Below are 20845 nucleotides of genomic sequence, written 5' to 3'. Positions count from 1 at the left end.
GCCATGCGTAACATGCTTCGTTCCCGCCGAGGTTCAGTCGCATTCGCAACCGTCATCGCCCTGGTGCCGCTGATCGGAGTGGTCGCGCTCGGCGGCGAGGCGGGATCGTGGTACGTCACCAAGCAACGCGCGCAGAATGCCGCTGATGCGGCAGCCTACGCGGGCGGATTGTGGGTGGCGTGTTCTAAGGCGCCGTCCACGTGCACCGAAACGCAATCGCTGGATTATCGCGGGAAGGAATTCGCAGCGCAGAACACCTTCTGCAACGCAGGCGACACGTCCTACCCGGACACCCGCTGTGCTACTGCGCTTGGCAAGGGAACATCGCAGACTGTCCAGATCGACCGGGGTACGTATGACGTTGCTGCCAACAGCTGGGCTAGCTCGGCGGGCGGCACTGACGTTCGAGCCACCGTTAGCCAGCAGCAGCGAACATACCTGGCAGCCGTCCTTGGTTTTTCCACTGTCAATATAAGCGTGAATGCGGTTGCCCGAGCTGTGAGTACGAACGTCCCGGGCTGCGTTTTGGCATTGACAGGCTCTCTCCAGTTCCAGGGCAGCCCGAATATCAATGCACCTGGTTGCAGTGTAGCCTCGAACGATAGGGCCCCCGATGCAATAAAGTTCACTGGCGGCGGGATGACGATGAATGTCGGCGCGCTAGCCGCTGCCGGCGGCTGCACGGGTAGCTCATCGTTCTGCGATAGCGCGTTGACTTACATGCCGCCGGTCAGCAATCCGTTCTCTGCGCTGGATGGCGCGCTCACCTCGATGTGTGGCGCAAACCCAAGTCTGCCTGCCAAATGCGGTCTCGCAAAATGCACGGGATCGGGGCTCACGGCGTACACCGCCGCCACCCCATGCGTGAATGACAGCGTAAAGACAAAGGGCAATACCGCAGTGACGTTAACTGGAGGGGGGGTGTACTTCATCTCTGGTACTCTGACACTCGTCGGTGGCTCCTCGATCACCAATGGTGCAGGAGGAGCGCTCCTCATTCTGCTGCCAGGTGCGACAATCGACACAAAAGGGGGCGGGATCCTCACCATCGCTGGGCTGTCAAGCGCTCCCGGTGCCTCGTCACTTCCCGCGGCGCTGCAATCTAGCTCCGCCTTGTTCCAGTACATGTCTATTTACGATGCGTCGGCGACAGCGGTCACCTTCGGGGGAAACAGTAACATCAACCTGACAGGAAGCATTTACGCGCCGGCCGCAGACGTCACGTTTCAGGGCAATCCGACGCTCAACTTAGGTGGCAGCAACGGTTGTGGCGAGTTGGTAGCCAAGTCGGTCGCGTTCAACGGCAATGCCACCTTCAACGACACTTCGTGCCCGGCAAAGCCTACTCCCACGTACTACGTGAAGCTGGTGCACTGATGAGAAAGCTCGATCAGCGCGGCGTCGCGGCGCTGGAGTTTTGCCTCGTCTCCGTGGCGTTTTTCACATTCGTGTTCGCCATCTTCGATCTCGGGCGCTATGCAATCACGATGCAGTCATTGCGGAATCTTGCGAATGCGGGCGCTCGGGCAAATATGATCAACTGTTACACGAACGCCGCAGTGAGCAAGACGTCTCCGTCGGGTTGCACCGGCGACTACCTTTCTACCACGCAGAAGCAGAATGCTGCCCCTTTCCTGTACAGGAATGGTGCTGCCGCGCCGACGATCAGCACCACTGCGGGGGGCGCTGCACTGACGGTGACGGCCTCTCAAGCTGGCTTCACCATGATGATGCCGATCTGGGGCACAGCACTCAATGGGCCGAGTGCGTCCACCAAAATTCCGTTCTAGCGGGAATCAGTATTGAAACACGCTTGGATGGTCGTGAGCGGTTGAAGCGGGTTCCCATCGTCCGAACGGACTTTCCGAAAATCGATAGGGAACTTGCCAGGCGGCCCGAGCAAGGGCGGGAACTCGCCCATGGTTCCACTTCAGAAGTGGTGCCCACTGGCAACATCGCGAAGGTTTCTATGCGGTTGCCGCAATGCGGTAAGCTTCTCTTGTTGCAATGAGGCAGCATGAGGGATGATGATGTCCGAAATACGAAGTAACGATTTGTAGTGAGACAGATTGTAAGCTCTCCGACGTGGTTGCGCGGAGGGGAACTCTAGGGGACATCGAGTGCGTGGTTCGCGGATTGCCGTGGATCGCAGCGGGGGGAACTCGAATGGGTGGCAGTCGCGTTTCGGGTAATAAGGTAGGGAAGTCTCTCGCCTTCAGCGTGATGGCTCTTGGCGCGGCGCTCACCTTGTGCGGGTCCGCTGACCGCGCTGAGGCCGCAGACCGGCGGGGTTCGTCCGGCGGCGTCTTTGTCAGCGAAATGAACGACGTCCAGCGGGTCAAGGTGGTCGTCAACAAGTCACGTACCTTCAAGGTCGATACGCCTTTTGCAACGATTGTCGCGGGCTCGCCTGAGATCGTCGACGTGAAGTCGCTGAGCGATCACCTGATCTACGTCCAGGGCAAGCAGACCGGCACCACCAACGTCATCCTGTTCGACTCCTCGATGAAGCAGATCGGGATCCTCGACGTCGAGGTCGTGATTGATACCGGTAATCTGCAGCAGAACATACGTTCCAGCACCGGCATGCAAGGGGTTCGCGTCTCGGCCTCCGAGGGGCAGGTGGTGCTCAGCGGAACCGCCACCGACGCGGTTGCGGCTGAGCGGGCCATGGCGATCGCCACCAGCACCGTTGCGAAAGGGGGCGTTGTCGTCAACGCGATGAGTGTCGCGGCGCCGCAGCAGGTGATGCTGGAGGTACGCTTCTTGGAAGTCAGTCGGGAGGCCGGCCGAAACCTCGGCATGAACCTTTTTGCAGCCAACGCCAGTGGGTCGAATATCGCTAACACCGGGCGTGGCGGGGGATTCGTTCCTACGTCGATCAACACGGCAAGCGGCCGAGTCGACATGCCCAACGTCGGTCCCCCGCCTGGCACGATCCCATTGCTCGGGACGGCGGGGACGCTCATTGGCACCGCGGGCGGTGTGGCACCTACTCCGTTCGGAAGCTTGTTGACCAGTATCCTTCGAACCGCCAGCGGCAGTTCAGTGGACCTGCTGATCACTGCATTGGAAACGAAAGGATTGGCTCGCCGATTAGCGGAGCCAAACTTGACCACGCTTTCCGGCGATGCCGCTCGCTTCCTGGCCGGCGGTGAATTTCCAGTGCCGATACCAAACACGACGACGAACGGTTTTCCCACCGTTACCATCGAATACAAGAAGTTCGGTGTTGAGCTGGCCTTCGTCCCAACCGTTCTCTCGCGGGGCGTGATCAACCTTCGCGTCGAGCCGTCGGTTAGCGAGCTGGATTTCGCCAATGCAGTGACGATTCAGGGGACGACAGTTCCAGCCCTGACCCGCCGCGACGCGCGCACCACGGTCGAGTTGCGCGACGGCCAGAGCTTTGCCATTGCGGGCCTGCTGCAGACCCGCAACCGGCAGGACGTCTCGCAATTGCCTTGGATCGGCTCGGTGCCTGTGCTCGGGACGTTGTTCCGTAGCGCATCCTACCAGCAGGAGGAAACCGATCTCGTCATCATCGTCACGCCGCGCCTGGTCGCGCCGGCGGCACCCGGTCAGCAACTGGCGTCGCCGCTCGACTCGCGCCTGCCGGCCAACGACGTTGATTTCTTCCTCAATGGCCAGATGGAAGTCCGCAAGCGTTACGACGATTATGTCAATTCGGGTGGCGACGTGAAGGGGCCTTACGGCCACATCATCGCTCCTGACGTCAGAGCGCCCGTTGTGGCCCCGGCCGCCGCTGCGAACCAGCCGGTCGTGAAAACCCTCAACTAGAGGAAGCGAGAGATGACCATGAGGTATCTGGCTCTGTTCGCACCCTTGCTGCTCGGGGGGTGTTACGGGCTCGCCGGTCACGACGAGATGGACCGCTACGTCCAGCGTTCCGACACCATCACGATGAGCGCCGGCGATGCCAAGCAGGTCAACGCCGTCACCCACACCATCCATCCGTGGCCGCGTTATGTCGGCGATCGCAGGCTCGCATACGACGCTCGGCGCGTGGGTGCCGCGGTCACACGCTATAGCAAAACGCAGCAGCCGGTGGATCAGCTTCCCGACATTAGCGAGCCGACGAGGCAAATGGGCGTGCGGACGACGCCGACGCAGAACGTGAACATCGAGGGATTGCCGCCTGGAACGTCTTCTGGAGTATCGGTGCCGGTCGGCGGGGCAGGGGGCAGGTAACTGCTTTTTGTAAGTGAATTGTAGCGACGACAGTTACGAACGGCGCAGTGAGAGCGCTGAGCCGGTCGGGGGACAAAAGATTATGCGACGTGTCATTCTAATGCTGACCTGTTGCTGGCTGGGGATAGGCCTTGCGGGCTGCGACTACACGACGCGGGAAGCCGCCATCGTAGCCCCCGTGGATCCGCCGGGCGGCGACCCCATACAGGAGCCGACCGACGTCAAATACTATCCGTCGGACGAGCCCGTGCGGCTGGGGCTGGAGCATTTCAACCGCGGCAGTTACGGCCTCGCCCAGCGCTATTTCAGGGATGCCGTCGAGAAATCGCCGAAGGACTTGACGGCCTGGATCGGGCTTGCCGCTAGCTATGATCGGATCCGCCGGTTCGATCTTGCGGACCAGGCGTATGCCCAGGCGATCAAGCTTGGGGGCGAAACCGTTCAGATCCTGAATGATCAGGGATATTCCTACATGCTGCGCGGCAATCTGAGTGCGGCGCGACGGAAGTTTGAGAAGGCCTATTCGCTCGATCCGGGTAACCCGGTCATTGCCAACAACCTCGAGCTTCTCAACGGCAGTCGTAGGTTCATCGAAAGGCCACCGAACAACCAGCCATCAGCAAACTAGCCCGGACACGGATTTGATTCATATCCTACGAGGGCCGGACGCCTCCCCTTGGGCCAGGGAAACTTCAACATATCCAAAACATTGCTGAAGCAAGGTACGCTGCACGTTATCTGACGTATGGCATGTCGTCTCATGAACCGTCTCTTCAAGCTGCAATTCCTGGGACCATCTGCACTTTTTGCCACCACCCTTTGCGCCGAATTGTCTGCAAGGGCACTTGAATACGCGCCCCGCTCCGAACTTCTCTGGTTCATCAATGTCAGAATCTTCGGCATCTTTCAGCGAAGCCACACCACGTTGAGCGACTTCGTCGCGACCGATGGCTTTCAGTTGTTCGGGCTTGCCCTTCCGATCTTTCTGCTTGCCTGCCTTGGGCTCGCGGCCAAGTCCCGGCTCCCGTTCACGGTGGCAACCCACTTGAGCGCGGCATATGCAGGCTTCTTGGTCTTCTCCTGGCAGGCGGGCGTACCCACCGCGAAGCAGGCATCGCTTGTACCCATCGCGGTCCCATCCGGTGCGGGCCTGTACGTATTGGCGACTATTTTAGGGACTTGCGTGCTGTCCTTTGTGGTCACGCACCTGCTCTATTTCCGCGCCGTGGGGCAGGAAATTAGAGTTCTAATAGATTGGCTCGGGCTGACCCGAGCTAAATAGTTTTGGCCGAGGCGGAGCAGAGGCGTTAAATAACAGCTGCCGTCGCCGGTTTTGAATATCATCTCCGCGCGGACTGTCGCGGGCTACTGCCCACCCGCGCCGCCAGTCCTCCTCACCTGTCCTCCTTCGCCGTTGTGACGCTGTTATTGTCACCCTTGTTCTGCGCCTCCGATGTCGATGTCGGAGAAGGCTTCGGCGCGATATCCGGGTCGGCGCGACCGCAGCCGGCCTCCGTGCAAATAAGGCCGATATAGTCCTTCGTATCCCCTCCAAAGCCATAGATTTTGACCAGGTGACCCGGGTCGGCCACAGAAACATTGGAGCGGTGGACGACTTGGCCGTTTGGGGCATAGGCCGTCATCAAAACCTGGCCGGGGCTTATCGCACGTATGGTGAAGGTGCGATCGGTTTCAGGTCTGACTTCTACAACGCCGTCGGCCGAGACCGAAAACTTGGTCACCGACTGCTGGAACATAAAGGTCCGCGTCTGCCCGGTCTGAATCTGGATCGTGTCCGCCCCCACAATCTCCTGCGGCGGCTGAGCGTTCGTAGTGCTGTAGCTTCCTACGAGTAGGGCAGCGCTGATCGCGCTGAGAAACAAAATACGCATTGTGCTCTACCTCTGCTGAGGGGCGATTTACGATAAAGCTCCAATGCTAGGATGTTACTTGGGGATAGCCACAGATTCAATCACCAAAAGAGCCTCCAAATGAGCGGGCCCGGCGTTGCGGCCCGCCGTTCAGAAGGTCTTGGGGGAAGGCATTCGCCGTGCAAATTGCGAACCGCTGCGCTGTTGCAGATGACTGCTTCTCGGCTGTGGCTTCGTAAAAACCTAGGGCAGCAATGAACTTGGCCTCGAACACCGCGTGCAAGTGATCGACGTCATTGGCAGAGTCGGCGATGACGACCTCGCGCAAGGTCTTCATCCCAACCCGGTGCAATCTGGCAAATAAATCAGATCATCGATCGGTCGCCTCCAAGAATGACCGCTATCGCGCGCGGCGTCGGCGTCATCCAGCGTCCGAAACCATCTAGACGAGCCATTCCGGTCTGCCCGCATTTGGGGATAACGCGCTTTGGCGTTGGTTCTGCCCTCGCAGAAAACGCTAGCGGACTTCGTATCGGACCAAATGTGGTGCCTGCAGGTCAACGATACAAAAATCGCCGTTGTGGCCAACGGCGTCAACCGGCTGACTCATAACACGCAGGAGCCCGCAAATTCCCGATCATCCTAAAGGGGTAGTTCTGGATCGTGCTGGATCGAGTGATGCGCCAAGCGTATTTGCTAGGATGCTCCGGTGTCGCCGTTTTTTGACGCACATGGAACGGTTGGCACCGCTAGAGGGGACGTGAATTGAGTAAGGTTAATATTGCCCGCGGCGGCGGATTGCAAATCGACTGGTCCGATATTGAACGTGCGTCTCCAGGAAGTTTCGAACTCGTCTCACGCTTCTCGGTGCGATCTTTCGATCGAGTCATTCAGCAAGCTCGCAAATCGCGCGCCTGCCAGAATCGATCGGTCGGATTTCGCGCGAGCCGGTGGCGACGGTTGCTAACCGGCGAATGCAATTCATTCGTTCAGATGCCCGCGCGCGCAGCCATTCGATCCGTCGACCCAGCATTTACAAAACGCGAGCGCGAGGTCATTCCCGCAATTCATTTCTAGTCGAGAGTTAATCCATGACCGCCACTAACAAGCGTGAAATCGCCATCGACCAGGGCATCGATGACCTCGATGTGCTGATCAAGGGCATTCGCCCCGATGTAGAGTCTTTCCTGCTTACCAACAAGGAGCCGGCCCTCCGCCAAATGGCACGCGTAGTGGAGGGCACGAAAGGAGTCGAAGCAGTCCACATTGTCTCTCACGGACAACCGGGCGAGATAGCTGTTTCGGCGGGCCCACTGTCGCTTGATACGATTGAGCAAGATCGGGGTGATCTGGCCGGTCTCGGCACCGTCATCAATCATCAAGACGGCACCACAGAATTCTGGATAGCCCGCAAGGCATTCGCTTCAAGATCGACCGAATCCGGCACCTTGCTCAACCAGGCTCGGGTTGCTTCCAAGTAGTATTCATATTTGCGATTCTGAGGTCTAAGACATGGCTACCCAGACAACCGGCGGCGGCAGCACCACGTCATTCTGCAATACTCCACAAGCCAAAGACGATCTGGTGACTACCGGGATATCGGCAACTACCGGTGCTGTGATTACACTGACGGAAGATAATGTTCAGCCGGTCATTTTCGATGTTATGGCCAACGATCTTGGCGGCAATGCCAAGACACTATTTTCGATCGACAACGGCATCAATAATAGCGGGGCGATGAGCGGCTACAGTGCTGCTGATCTGTTGACCCAGGATACTGCACGGGCTGAAGCGACCAGTTCGGATACCAGTCTAAATGGCGCCAAGATCTGGATTACGGCTGACGGAAAAGTCGGATACGACGCGTCAGCGTTGAGCGCGCAAATCAATGCCCTCTCGGCGGGCGAGTTTTTCACCGACTCGTTTATCTACGCCATTCGCCTTGGTAACGGCACCCTGAGCTGGGCCACCGCCACGGTAAAGATTGCGGGCGTTAATGATGGCCCAGTCGCAGTCGCTGACAGCAATGCAGTCAAAGAAGATACTGCACCGGGCCCGGTCACCGGCAACGTCCTGAGCAATGATACTGACGCCGACACCCACGATACCCACAGTGTCACGGCCGTAAACGGCAGCGCGACCAAGGTCGGCACCGATGTTGTGGGCACCTACGGCACGCTACACCTTAATGCCGATGGTACCTATACCTACACGCTGAACAACGCGCAGGCCAACGTCCAGGCCCTCGCGGAAGGTCAGAAAGCTTACGACACGTTCAGCTACACCAATTCCGACAACCATGGTGGCTCGAGCTCGGCCAACCTGACAATTACGGTCACCGGGACCAACGACAATGCGGTGATCACGGTTGGCGCCGGCAATAGCGCCAGTGGCGCGGTGACCGAGGACGCCCATACGACCAGCGAGACCGCGAGCGGCACGCTGTCGTTCAGCGACATCGACCTTTCCGACACCCACAGCGTCACCAGTGTGACCCCGTCGGGCGGGGTGCTCGGGACGCTGACGGCGTCGGTCACCACCGACGACTCGCACGCCACCGGCACCGGCGGGGTGATCAGCTGGAACTACTCGGTTGCCGACAGCTCGATCCAATATTTGGCGCAGGGCCAAACCAAGACCGAGACCTTCACGGTCCATCTGTTTGACGGCACCTCGACGGTCGACAAGGTGATCACGGTGACCATCAACGGCACCAACGACGCCGCCATCATCAGCGGCACCTCGAGCGGCACCGTGGTGGAAGCCGGCGGCGTTGCCAACGCCATTGCCGGGACTCCGACGGCGAGCGGGACGCTGACCGACACCGACGTCGACAATGCGGCCAACACCTTCACGGCGGCGGCGGCCGGCTCGGCCACCGACCATGGCTACGGCACGTACGAAATGACGGCGGCCGGCACCTGGACCTACACGCTGGACAACAGCAACGCGACGGTGCAGGGGCTCAACGTCGGCGACAGCACGACTGACACCTTCACGGTCACGACGATCGACGGCACTGCCCAGGTGATCACGGTGACCATCAACGGCACCAACGACGCCGCCATCATCAGCGGCACCTCGAGCGGCACCGTGGTGGAAGCCGGCGGCGTTGCCAACGCCATTGCCGGGACTCCGACGGCGAGCGGGACGCTGACCGACACCGACGTCGACAATGCGGCCAACACCTTCACGGCGGCGGCGGCCGGCTCGGCCACCGACCATGGCTACGGCACGTACGAAATGACGGCGGCCGGCACCTGGACCTACACGCTGGACAACAGCAACGCGACGGTGCAGGGGCTCAACGTCGGCGACAGCACGACTGACACCTTCACGGTCACGACGATCGACGGCACTGCCCAGGTGATCACGGTGACCATCAACGGCACCAACGACGCCGCCATCATCAGCGGCACCTCGAGCGGCACCGTGGTGGAAGCCGGCGGCGTTGCCAACGCCATTGCCGGGACTCCGACGGCGAGCGGGACGCTGACCGACACCGACGTCGACAATGCGGCCAACACCTTCACGGCGGCGGCGGCCGGCTCGGCCACCGACCATGGCTACGGCACGTACGAAATGACGGCGGCCGGCACCTGGACCTACACGCTGGACAACAGCAACGCGACGGTGCAGGGGCTCAACGTCGGCGACAGCACGACTGACACCTTCACGGTCACGACGATCGACGGCACTGCCCAGGTGATCACGGTGACCATCAACGGCACCAACGACGCCGCCATCATCAGCGGCACCTCGAGCGGCACCGTGGTGGAAGCCGGCGGCGTTGCCAACGCCATTGCCGGGACTCCGACGGCGAGCGGGACGCTGACCGACACCGACGTCGACAATGCGGCCAACACCTTCACGGCGGCGGCGGCCGGCTCGGCCACCGACCATGGCTACGGCACGTACGAAATGACGGCGGCCGGCACCTGGACCTACACGCTGGACAACAGCAACGCGACGGTGCAGGGGCTCAACGTCGGCGACAGCACGACTGACACCTTCACGGTCACGACGATCGACGGCACTGCCCAGGTGATCACGGTGACCATCAACGGCACCAACGACGCCGCCATCATCAGCGGCACCTCGAGCGGCACCGTGGTGGAAGCCGGCGGCGTTGCCAACGCCATTGCCGGGACTCCGACGGCGAGCGGGACGCTGACCGACACCGACGTCGACAATGCGGCCAACACCTTCACGGCGGCGGCGGCCGGCTCGGCCACCGACCATGGCTACGGCACGTACGAAATGACGGCGGCCGGCACCTGGACCTACACGCTGGACAACAGCAACGCGACGGTGCAGGGGCTCAACGTCGGCGACAGCACGACTGACACCTTCACGGTCACGACGATCGACGGCACTGCCCAGGTGATCACGGTGACCATCAACGGCACCAACGACGCCGCCATCATCAGCGGCACCTCGAGCGGCACCGTGGTGGAAGCCGGCGGCGTTGCCAACGCCATTGCCGGGACTCCGACGGCGAGCGGGACGCTGACCGACACCGACGTCGACAATGCGGCCAACACCTTCACGGCGGCGGCGGCCGGCTCGGCCACCGACCATGGCTACGGCACGTACGAAATGACGGCGGCCGGCACCTGGACCTACACGCTGGACAACAGCAACGCGACGGTGCAGGGGCTCAACGTCGGCGACAGCACGACTGACACCTTCACGGTCACGACGATCGACGGCACTGCCCAGGTGATCACGGTGACCATCAACGGCACCAACGACGCCGCCATCATCAGCGGCACCTCGAGCGGCACCGTGGTGGAAGCCGGCGGCGTTGCCAACGCCATTGCCGGGACTCCGACGGCGAGCGGGACGCTGACCGACACCGACGTCGACAATGCGGCCAACACCTTCACGGCGGCGGCGGCCGGCTCGGCCACCGACCATGGCTACGGCACGTACGAAATGACGGCGGCCGGCACCTGGACCTACACGCTGGACAACAGCAACGCGACGGTGCAGGGGCTCAACGTCGGCGACAGCACGACTGACACCTTCACGGTCACGACGATCGACGGCACTGCCCAGGTGATCACGGTGACCATCAACGGCACCAACGACGCCGCCATCATCAGCGGCACCTCGAGCGGCACCGTGGTGGAAGCCGGCGGCGTTGCCAACGCCATTGCCGGGACTCCGACGGCGAGCGGGACGCTGACCGACACCGACGTCGACAATGCGGCCAACACCTTCACGGCGGCGGCGGCCGGCTCGGCCACCGACCATGGCTACGGCACGTACGAAATGACGGCGGCCGGCACCTGGACCTACACGCTGGACAACAGCAACGCGACGGTGCAGGGGCTCAACGTCGGCGACAGCACGACTGACACCTTCACGGTCACGACGATCGACGGCACTGCCCAGGTGATCACGGTGACCATCAACGGCACCAACGACGCCGCCATCATCAGCGGCACCTCGAGCGGCACCGTGGTGGAAGCCGGCGGCGTTGCCAACGCCATTGCCGGGACTCCGACGGCGAGCGGGACGCTGACCGACACCGACGTCGACAATGCGGCCAACACCTTCACGGCGGCGGCGGCCGGCTCGGCCACCGACCATGGCTACGGCACGTACGAAATGACGGCGGCCGGCACCTGGACCTACACGCTGGACAACAGCAACGCGACGGTGCAGGGGCTCAACGTCGGCGACAGCACGACTGACACCTTCACGGTCACGACGATCGACGGCACTGCCCAGGTGATCACGGTGACCATCAACGGCACCAACGACGCCGCCATCATCAGCGGCACCTCGAGCGGCACCGTGGTGGAAGCCGGCGGCGTTGCCAACGCCATTGCCGGGACTCCGACGGCGAGCGGGACGCTGACCGACACCGACGTCGACAATGCGGCCAACACCTTCACGGCGGCGGCGGCCGGCTCGGCCACCGACCATGGCTACGGCACGTACGAAATGACGGCGGCCGGCACCTGGACCTACACGCTGGACAACAGCAACGCGACGGTGCAGGGGCTCAACGTCGGCGACAGCACGACTGACACCTTCACGGTCACGACGATCGACGGCACTGCCCAGGTGATCACGGTGACCATCAACGGCACCAACGACGCCGCCATCATCAGCGGCACCTCGAGCGGCACCGTGGTGGAAGCCGGCGGCGTTGCCAACGCCATTGCCGGGACTCCGACGGCGAGCGGGACGCTGACCGACACCGACGTCGACAATGCGGCCAACACCTTCACGGCGGCGGCGGCCGGCTCGGCCACCGACCATGGCTACGGCACGTACGAAATGACGGCGGCCGGCACCTGGACCTACACGCTGGACAACAGCAACGCGACGGTGCAGGGGCTCAACGTCGGCGACAGCACGACTGACACCTTCACGGTCACGACGATCGACGGCACTGCCCAGGTGATCACGGTGACCATCAACGGCACCAACGACGCCGCCATCATCAGCGGCACCTCGAGCGGCACCGTGGTGGAAGCCGGCGGCGTTGCCAACGCCATTGCCGGGACTCCGACGGCGAGCGGGACGCTGACCGACACCGACGTCGACAATGCGGCCAACACCTTCACGGCGGCGGCGGCCGGCTCGGCCACCGACCATGGCTACGGCACGTACGAAATGACGGCGGCCGGCACCTGGACCTACACGCTGGACAACAGCAACGCGACGGTGCAGGGGCTCAACGTCGGCGACAGCACGACTGACACCTTCACGGTCACGACGATCGACGGCACTGCCCAGGTGATCACGGTGACCATCAACGGCACCAACGACGCCGCCATCATCAGCGGCACCTCGAGCGGCACCGTGGTGGAAGCCGGCGGCGTTGCCAACGCCATTGCCGGGACTCCGACGGCGAGCGGGACGCTGACCGACACCGACGTCGACAATGCGGCCAACACCTTCACGGCGGCGGCGGCCGGCTCGGCCACCGACCATGGCTACGGCACGTACGAAATGACGGCGGCCGGCACCTGGACCTACACGCTGGACAACAGCAACGCGACGGTGCAGGGGCTCAACGTCGGCGACAGCACGACTGACACCTTCACGGTCACGACGATCGACGGCACTGCCCAGGTGATCACGGTGACCATCAACGGCACCAACGACGCCGCCATCATCAGCGGCACCTCGAGCGGCACCGTGGTGGAAGCCGGCGGCGTTGCCAACGCCATTGCCGGGACTCCGACGGCGAGCGGGACGCTGACCGACACCGACGTCGACAATGCGGCCAACACCTTCACGGCGGCGGCGGCCGGCTCGGCCACCGACCATGGCTACGGCACGTACGAAATGACGGCGGCCGGCACCTGGACCTACACGCTGGACAACAGCAACGCGACGGTGCAGGGGCTCAACGTCGGCGACAGCACGACTGACACCTTCACGGTCACGACGATCGACGGCACTGCCCAGGTGATCACGGTGACCATCAACGGCACCAACGACGCCGCCATCATCAGCGGCACCTCGAGCGGCACCGTGGTGGAAGCCGGCGGCGTTGCCAACGCCATTGCCGGGACTCCGACGGCGAGCGGGACGCTGACCGACACCGACGTCGACAATGCGGCCAACACCTTCACGGCGGCGGCGGCCGGCTCGGCCACCGACCATGGCTACGGCACGTACGAAATGACGGCGGCCGGCACCTGGACCTACACGCTGGACAACAGCAACGCGACGGTGCAGGGGCTCAACGTCGGCGACAGCACGACTGACACCTTCACGGTCACGACGATCGACGGCACTGCCCAGGTGATCACGGTGACCATCAACGGCACCAACGACGCCGCCATCATCAGCGGCACCTCGAGCGGCACCGTGGTGGAAGCCGGCGGCGTTGCCAACGCCATTGCCGGGACTCCGACGGCGAGCGGGACGCTGACCGACACCGACGTCGACAATGCGGCCAACACCTTCACGGCGGCGGCGGCCGGCTCGGCCACCGACCATGGCTACGGCACGTACGAAATGACGGCGGCCGGCACCTGGACCTACACGCTGGACAACAGCAACGCGACGGTGCAGGGGCTCAACGTCGGCGACAGCACGACTGACACCTTCACGGTCACGACGATCGACGGCACTGCCCAGGTGATCACGGTGACCATCAACGGCACCAACGACGCCGCCATCATCAGCGGCACCTCGAGCGGCACCGTGGTGGAAGCCGGCGGCGTTGCCAACGCCATTGCCGGGACTCCGACGGCGAGCGGGACGCTGACCGACACCGACGTCGACAATGCGGCCAACACCTTCACGGCGGCGGCGGCCGGCTCGGCCACCGACCATGGCTACGGCACGTACGAAATGACGGCGGCCGGCACCTGGACCTACACGCTGGACAACAGCAACGCGACGGTGCAGGGGCTCAACGTCGGCGACAGCACGACTGACACCTTCACGGTCACGACGATCGACGGCACTGCCCAGGTGATCACGGTGACCATCAACGGCACCAACGACGCCGCCATCATCAGCGGCACCTCGAGCGGCACCGTGGTGGAAGCCGGCGGCGTTGCCAACGCCATTGCCGGGACTCCGACGGCGAGCGGGACGCTGACCGACACCGACGTCGACAATGCGGCCAACACCTTCACGGCGGCGGCGGCCGGCTCGGCCACCGACCATGGCTACGGCACGTACGAAATGACGGCGGCCGGCACCTGGACCTACACGCTGGACAACAGCAACGCGACGGTGCAGGGGCTCAACGTCGGCGACAGCACGACTGACACCTTCACGGTCACGACGATCGACGGCACTGCCCAGGTGATCACGGTGACCATCAACGGCACCAACGACGCCGCCATCATCAGCGGCACCTCGAGCGGCACCGTGGTGGAAGCCGGCGGCGTTGCCAACGCCATTGCCGGGACTCCGACGGCGAGCGGGACGCTGACCGACACCGACGTCGACAATGCGGCCAACACCTTCACGGCGGCGGCGGCCGGCTCGGCCACCGACCATGGCTACGGCACGTACGAAATGACGGCGGCCGGCACCTGGACCTACACGCTGGACAACAGCAACGCGACGGTGCAGGGGCTCAACGTCGGCGACAGCACGACTGACACCTTCACGGTCACGACGATCGACGGCACTGCCCAGGTGATCACGGTGACCATCAACGGCACCAACGACGCCGCCATCATCAGCGGCACCTCGAGCGGCACCGTGGTGGAAGCCGGCGGCGTTGCCAACGCCATTGCCGGGACTCCGACGGCGAGCGGGACGCTGACCGACACCGACGTCGACAATGCGGCCAACACCTTCACGGCGGCGGCGGCCGGCTCGGCCACCGACCATGGCTACGGCACGTACGAAATGACGGCGGCCGGCACCTGGACCTACACGCTGGACAACAGCAACGCGACGGTGCAGGGGCTCAACGTCGGCGACAGCACGACTGACACCTTCACGGTCACGACGATCGACGGCACTGCCCAGGTGATCACGGTGACCATCAACGGCACCAACGACGCCGCCATCATCAGCGGCACCTCGAGCGGCACCGTGGTGGAAGCCGGCGGCGTTGCCAACGCCATTGCCGGGACTCCGACGGCGAGCGGGACGCTGACCGACACCGACGTCGACAATGCGGCCAACACCTTCACGGCGGCGGCGGCCGGCTCGGCCACCGACCATGGCTACGGCACGTACGAAATGACGGCGGCCGGCACCTGGACCTACACGCTGGACAACAGCAACGCGACGGTGCAGGGGCTCAACGTCGGCGACAGCACGACTGACACCTTCACGGTCACGACGATCGACGGCACTGCCCAGGTGATCACGGTGACCATCAACGGCACCAACGACGCCGCCATCATCAGCGGCACCTCGAGCGGCACCGTGGTGGAAGCCGGCGGCGTTGCCAACGCCATTGCCGGGACTCCGACGGCGAGCGGGACGCTGACCGACACCGACGTCGACAATGCGGCCAACACCTTCACGGCGGCGGCGGCCGGCTCGGCCACCGACCATGGCTACGGCACGTACGAAATGACGGCGGCCGGCACCTGGACCTACACGCTGGACAACAGCAACGCGACGGTGCAGGGGCTCAACGTCGGCGACAGCACGACTGACACCTTCACGGTCACGACGATCGACGGCACTGCCCAGGTGATCACGGTGACCATCAACGGCACCAACGACGCCGCCATCATCAGCGGCACCTCGAGCGGCACCGTGGTGGAAGCCGGCGGCGTTGCCAACGCCATTGCCGGGACTCCGACGGCGAGCGGGACGCTGACCGACACCGACGTCGACAATGCGGCCAACACCTTCACGGCGGCGGCGGCCGGCTCGGCCACCGACCATGGCTACGGCACGTACGAAATGACGGCGGCCGGCACCTGGACCTACACGCTGGACAACAGCAACGCGACGGTGCAGGGGCTCAACGTCGGCGACAGCACGACTGACACCTTCACGGTCACGACGATCGACGGCACTGCCCAGGTGATCACGGTGACCATCAACGGCACCAACGACGCCGCCATCATCAGCGGCACCTCGAGCGGCACCGTGGTGGAAGCCGGCGGCGTTGCCAACGCCATTGCCGGGACTCCGACGGCGAGCGGGACGCTGACCGACACCGACGTCGACAATGCGGCCAACACCTTCACGGCGGCGGCGGCCGGCTCGGCCACCGACCATGGCTACGGCACGTACGAAATGACGGCGGCCGGCACCTGGACCTACACGCTGGACAACAGCAACGCGACGGTGCAGGGGCTCAACGTCGGCGACAGCACGACTGACACCTTCACGGTCACGACGATCGACGGCACTGCCCAGGTGATCACGGTGACCATCAACGGCACCAACGACGCCGCCATCATCAGCGGCACCTCGAGCGGCACCGTGGTGGAAGCCGGCGGCGTTGCCAACGCCATTGCCGGGACTCCGACGGCGAGCGGGACGCTGACCGACACCGACGTCGACAATGCGGCCAACACCTTCACGGCGGCGGCGGCCGGCTCGGCCACCGACCATGGCTACGGCACGTACGAAATGACGGCGGCCGGCACCTGGACCTACACGCTCAACAACAACAACGCCGCGGTGCAGGCCCTTAACACCGGCGGTACGCTGACCGACCACATCACGGTGGCAACGGCCGACGGCACCACCCAGGTGGTGACGATCACCATCAACGGCAGCAACGACGCCGCGGTGATCTCCGGCACGATCACCGGGGCGGTCACGGAGGCTGGCGGCGTTGCCAACGGCTCGCCGGGCACGCCGACCGCGACCGGCACGCTGGCCGACACCGACGTCGACAATGCGGCCAACACCTTCCAGGTGGTGACGGCGGGCACGGCCAGCACGGATGGCTACGGCACCTACGCGATGACGGCGGGCGGGGTCTGGACCTACACGCTCAACAACAACAACGCCGCGGTGCAGGCCCTTAACACCGGCGGTACGCTGACCGACCACATCACGGTGGCAACGGCCGACGGCACCACCCAGGTGGTGACGATCACCATCAACGGCAGCAACGACGCCGCGGTGATCTCCGGCACGATCACCGGGGCGGTCACGGAGGCTGGCGGCGTTGCCAACGGCTCGCCGGGCACGCCGACCGCGACCGGCACGCTGGCCGACACCGACGTCGACAATGCGGCCAACACCTTCCAGGTGGTGACGGCGGGCACGGCCAGCACGGATGGCTACGGCACCTACGCGATGACGGCGGGCGGGGTCTGGACCTACACGCTCAACAACAACAACGCCGCGGTGCAGGCCCTTAACACCGGCGGTACGCTGACCGACCACATCACGGTGGCAACGGCCGACGGCACCACCCAGGTGGTGACGATCACCATCAACGGCAGCAACGACGCGCCTGCGATAACGGCAGGCAACACGTTGAGCTACACAGTGGGTGGGTCGGCAGCAGCCATCTCGCCAGCGGCGACCGTGTCGGACGTCGATTCTGCCAACTTCAACACCGGATCGCTAACTGTCTCATTTACTGCAAACGGTACCACGTCCGATCAATTGACGATCCAAAACCAAGGCGCAGGAGTTGGTCAAATCGGCGTAAGCGGCAGCAATGTGACCTTTGGCGGAACCACGATCGGCACGTTTACTGGCGGCACCAATGGAACAAATCTTGTTATCACATTCAATAATAACGCTGCGACGCCTACGGCGGTGCAGGCCCTCCTCGACCATATCCTTTATTCGAACTCGTCGAGCAACCCATCTCTTGCAGATCGCACAGTAACCTATAGCGTGAATGACGGCGATGGCGGGGTATCGACCGGAACGGCCACTGCGACCATAGATCTCAGCAGTCCTAATCCGTTCACGCTTACGAACGGGCCCGATACCGTCTCCTATACATCCGGGACGAATCAGGTGAACGGGACCAATACGACCGCCACCAATGGTGACGTTATCACCGGCGGTAGCGGCACCGATACGTTGACAATCGATACCGCTAAGAACACCACGAAAACTTACACTTTCGGGGACGGAGGGCACACGGATATTGGGCTCACCAACTTCGAGATCCTCCAAATCGTCCGGAGTGACACAACCGGAAATGGTCCGGTCGTAACCGCGACCTTCGATTCGTCATTTAACAACAATGGCACGCTAACCATCGACGGATCTACACTCGCTGGCAATAACGCTGCGGGTCTCACGGTCAACGCGAGCATCGTAACGTCGGGATCGTTCGTTATGGTTGGTAGCGCCCAAGCTGACGCTTTCACGGGCGGCTCTGGCAACGACGTACTCATTGGCAAGGGAGGAAATGACTCACTGACCGGCAATAGCGGCGCCGACCAGTTCCGCCTGCAAACCAACGGGGGTACAGACACTATAACTGACTACACGCAGGGTACCGATAAGATCGGCTTCCTCGGCGGTGCTGTTTCGGGCGGCGTTAGCTTCACGAACACTAGCGCCAGCGCAAATGGCACAATGCTTAACAGCGCTGATTTTAGCTCCCGTACAGCGATCACCAACATTAATGCCGCGGACGACAACCATGTTGATGTGATTTCTGCGTCACAAACGACCACAAACATTACAACCAATAATGGCGGTAGCGCCACCAACACCTATGTCATCGTGTTCAACTCGACCACGGGGCATGGCGAAATTTGGTTTGATACGGACTGGAGTACTACTAGCAGCCGCGTGCAGGTAGCAACGCTCAACAACGTAACGACGTTGGCGGGTGTCACAGCGATCGCCGCCTCGGATATCATTGTCTACGACGGTACCCTCGGACCCGCCGGTGTCGCCGGCTCTCCGATCAGCTTGGGCTTGACCAATCCGGCGGATCACCTCGGCTCCGTCACAATGACCATCTCCGGCGTTCTCGCCGGCTGGAGCTTGAGCGAGGGCACCGATGACGGCAATGGTATCTGGACCGTACAGACATATGATCTTAGCAAGCTGACGATCACATCGCCTCTAGGCTACGCCGGCGCGGTGACGTTGCAGGCAATAGAAAACTGGACCAACGCGGACGGCAGTATCGGAAGCGCAATCATCACCAACATCGTCGAAGCCTATGCGCCGGGCTCCCCAATCTTTGCGCTTTCAGGCGACGACACCCTGACCGGCTCGAGCGGCCACGACACCTTCGTGTTCTCGCAGCCGATCGGCAACGATGTCGTACATAGCTTCGAGGTGTCCGCCGACGTCATCGACCTGATCAGCTACGGCTGGCAGAGTTTCAGCGACGTTCAGACCCACACCGCCGACGACCCTAATGGAAACGCCGTGATCACGCTGGCCGATGGTCAGACGATCACGCTGGACGGCGTTCATACCGCGGACCTGACCGCCGCGAATTTCGAGTTCGACGTGACGCCGACAACCGAAAATCCAGGGCCGATGACGATCGGCGACGGCGCGATGCTGCCGCTGTCGGGCGTCATCCACAACACCGGCGAGATCGACCTGCAGACCTCCGGCGACGACACGTTGCTGCAGCTGATCCAAACCGGGATCACCCTCAACGGTGGCGGTCATGTGGTCCTGTCCGACGATAACCACAACGTCATCGCCGGCACGGCCTCGAACGTTACGCTTGATAACGTCGACAACGTGATCTCCGGTGCGGGCCAGCTAGGGCAGGGTAGCCTGACGCTGAGCAACGAGGGCACCATCGATGCCAATGGCACCCATGCCTTGGTGATCGATACCGGCGCCAACGTGATTGCCAACGCTGGCACGCTTGAGGCGACCGGCGCGGGTGGGCTCGTCCTCGCCAGTGCGGTGGCCAACGCCGGCCTGATCTGGGCCAATGGCGGCACGGTCACTGCTGAGGGTGAGATTACCGGCAATGGCAGCGCCCTGATCAGCGGGGCCGGCACCATCGAGTTCGGGGCAGCCGCGGCGGCAGGTGTCACCTTCGACACGACCGCCGCCGGCCATCTGATCCTGGATGATGCCTTCCACTTCTCCGGCACGGTGAGCGGCCTCGATGGGAATGACGAGATCGACATCAAGGGTGTCAGTTTCGAAGCCGGCACCGTTGTCAGCTTCACGGAAAACCAGGCGGGGACCGGCGGCACCGTGACAGTCTCGGATGGCGCTCACACGGCGAGCATCGTCCTGCTCGGTCAATATGATCCCGCCGGCTTTGCCGAGAAGGCCGACACAACGAATGGCACGGTGATCACCTATGATCCGCATCACATCGCCTGATCGGCATGACCGGCTGAGGGCCGGGGAAGAGACCCGTGGCAGACAAAGATCGCTGGACC

General features: G+C 63.0%; 10 protein-coding genes. 8 read left to right on the top strand and 2 right to left on the bottom strand.

The window, feature by feature from the left end:
• The first annotated feature begins 3 nt into the window (after positions 1 to 3).
• The 6 genes from NLN62_RS02110 to NLN62_RS02085 all read left to right on the top strand — a co-directional run bounded on the left by NLN62_RS02110 (position 4) and on the right by NLN62_RS02085 (position 5491).
• The gene (locus NLN62_RS02110; protein WP_254107180.1) at positions 4 to 1377 is read left to right on the top strand and encodes a pilus assembly protein TadG-related protein; all 1374 of its coding nucleotides are present in this window, start codon (positions 4 to 6) and stop codon (positions 1375 to 1377) included.
• Positions 1377 to 1790: a TadE family protein gene (locus NLN62_RS02105; RefSeq protein WP_254107179.1), complete on the top strand. Its 414-nt coding sequence runs from the start codon at positions 1377 to 1379 to the stop codon at positions 1788 to 1790. Before NLN62_RS02110 ends, NLN62_RS02105 begins: the two co-directional genes overlap by 1 nt.
• A 376-nt stretch (positions 1791 to 2166) precedes the next feature.
• A complete protein-coding gene (locus NLN62_RS02100; protein ID WP_254107178.1) occupies positions 2167 to 3798 on the top strand; it encodes a type II and III secretion system protein family protein in 1632 nt (543 codons plus the stop codon).
• Positions 3799 to 3810: 12 nt separating this feature from the next.
• Positions 3811 to 4209 (top strand): hypothetical protein, encoded by a 399-nt coding sequence (locus tag NLN62_RS02095; RefSeq protein WP_254107177.1) that lies wholly within the window; start codon positions 3811 to 3813, stop codon positions 4207 to 4209.
• A gap of 82 nt (positions 4210 to 4291) precedes the next feature.
• Positions 4292 to 4837, top strand: coding sequence for a tetratricopeptide repeat protein (locus tag NLN62_RS02090; RefSeq protein ID WP_254107176.1), 546 nt, complete (start codon positions 4292 to 4294; stop codon positions 4835 to 4837).
• Positions 4838 to 4969: 132 nt separating this feature from the next.
• A complete protein-coding gene (locus tag NLN62_RS02085; protein ID WP_254107175.1) occupies positions 4970 to 5491 on the top strand; it encodes a hypothetical protein in 522 nt (173 codons plus the stop codon).
• Positions 5492 to 5603: 112 nt separating this feature from the next.
• Here the strand turns inward: NLN62_RS02085 and NLN62_RS02080 are convergent, their stop codons facing one another.
• Together NLN62_RS02080 and NLN62_RS02075 are read right to left on the bottom strand one after the other, a co-directional pair.
• Positions 5604 to 6101, bottom strand: coding sequence for a pilus assembly protein N-terminal domain-containing protein (locus NLN62_RS02080; protein ID WP_254107174.1), 498 nt, complete (start codon positions 6099 to 6101; stop codon positions 5604 to 5606).
• 76 nt (positions 6102 to 6177) lie between these two features.
• On the bottom strand, positions 6178 to 6408 hold the full coding sequence (locus NLN62_RS02075; RefSeq protein WP_254107173.1) for a hypothetical protein: 231 nt from the start codon (positions 6406 to 6408) through the stop codon (positions 6178 to 6180).
• A gap of 763 nt (positions 6409 to 7171) precedes the next feature.
• Between NLN62_RS02075 and NLN62_RS02070 the strand changes: the two genes are divergently transcribed.
• Complete coding sequence (locus NLN62_RS02070; RefSeq protein ID WP_254107172.1) at positions 7172 to 7561, top strand: DUF4347 domain-containing protein; 390 nt, start codon at positions 7172 to 7174, stop codon at positions 7559 to 7561.
• A gap of 31 nt (positions 7562 to 7592) precedes the next feature.
• Positions 7593 to 20786 (top strand): VCBS domain-containing protein, encoded by a 13194-nt coding sequence (locus NLN62_RS02065; RefSeq protein ID WP_254107171.1) that lies wholly within the window; start codon positions 7593 to 7595, stop codon positions 20784 to 20786.
• The last annotated feature ends 59 nt before the right edge of the window (positions 20787 to 20845 follow it).

This window comes from Bradyrhizobium sp. CCGUVB23, from assembly GCF_024199885.1.
Classification (GTDB): domain Bacteria; phylum Pseudomonadota; class Alphaproteobacteria; order Rhizobiales; family Xanthobacteraceae; genus Bradyrhizobium.
The sequence above is the reverse complement of the archived record's forward strand: the minus strand, read 5'-3'. Positions and strand labels throughout refer to the sequence as shown.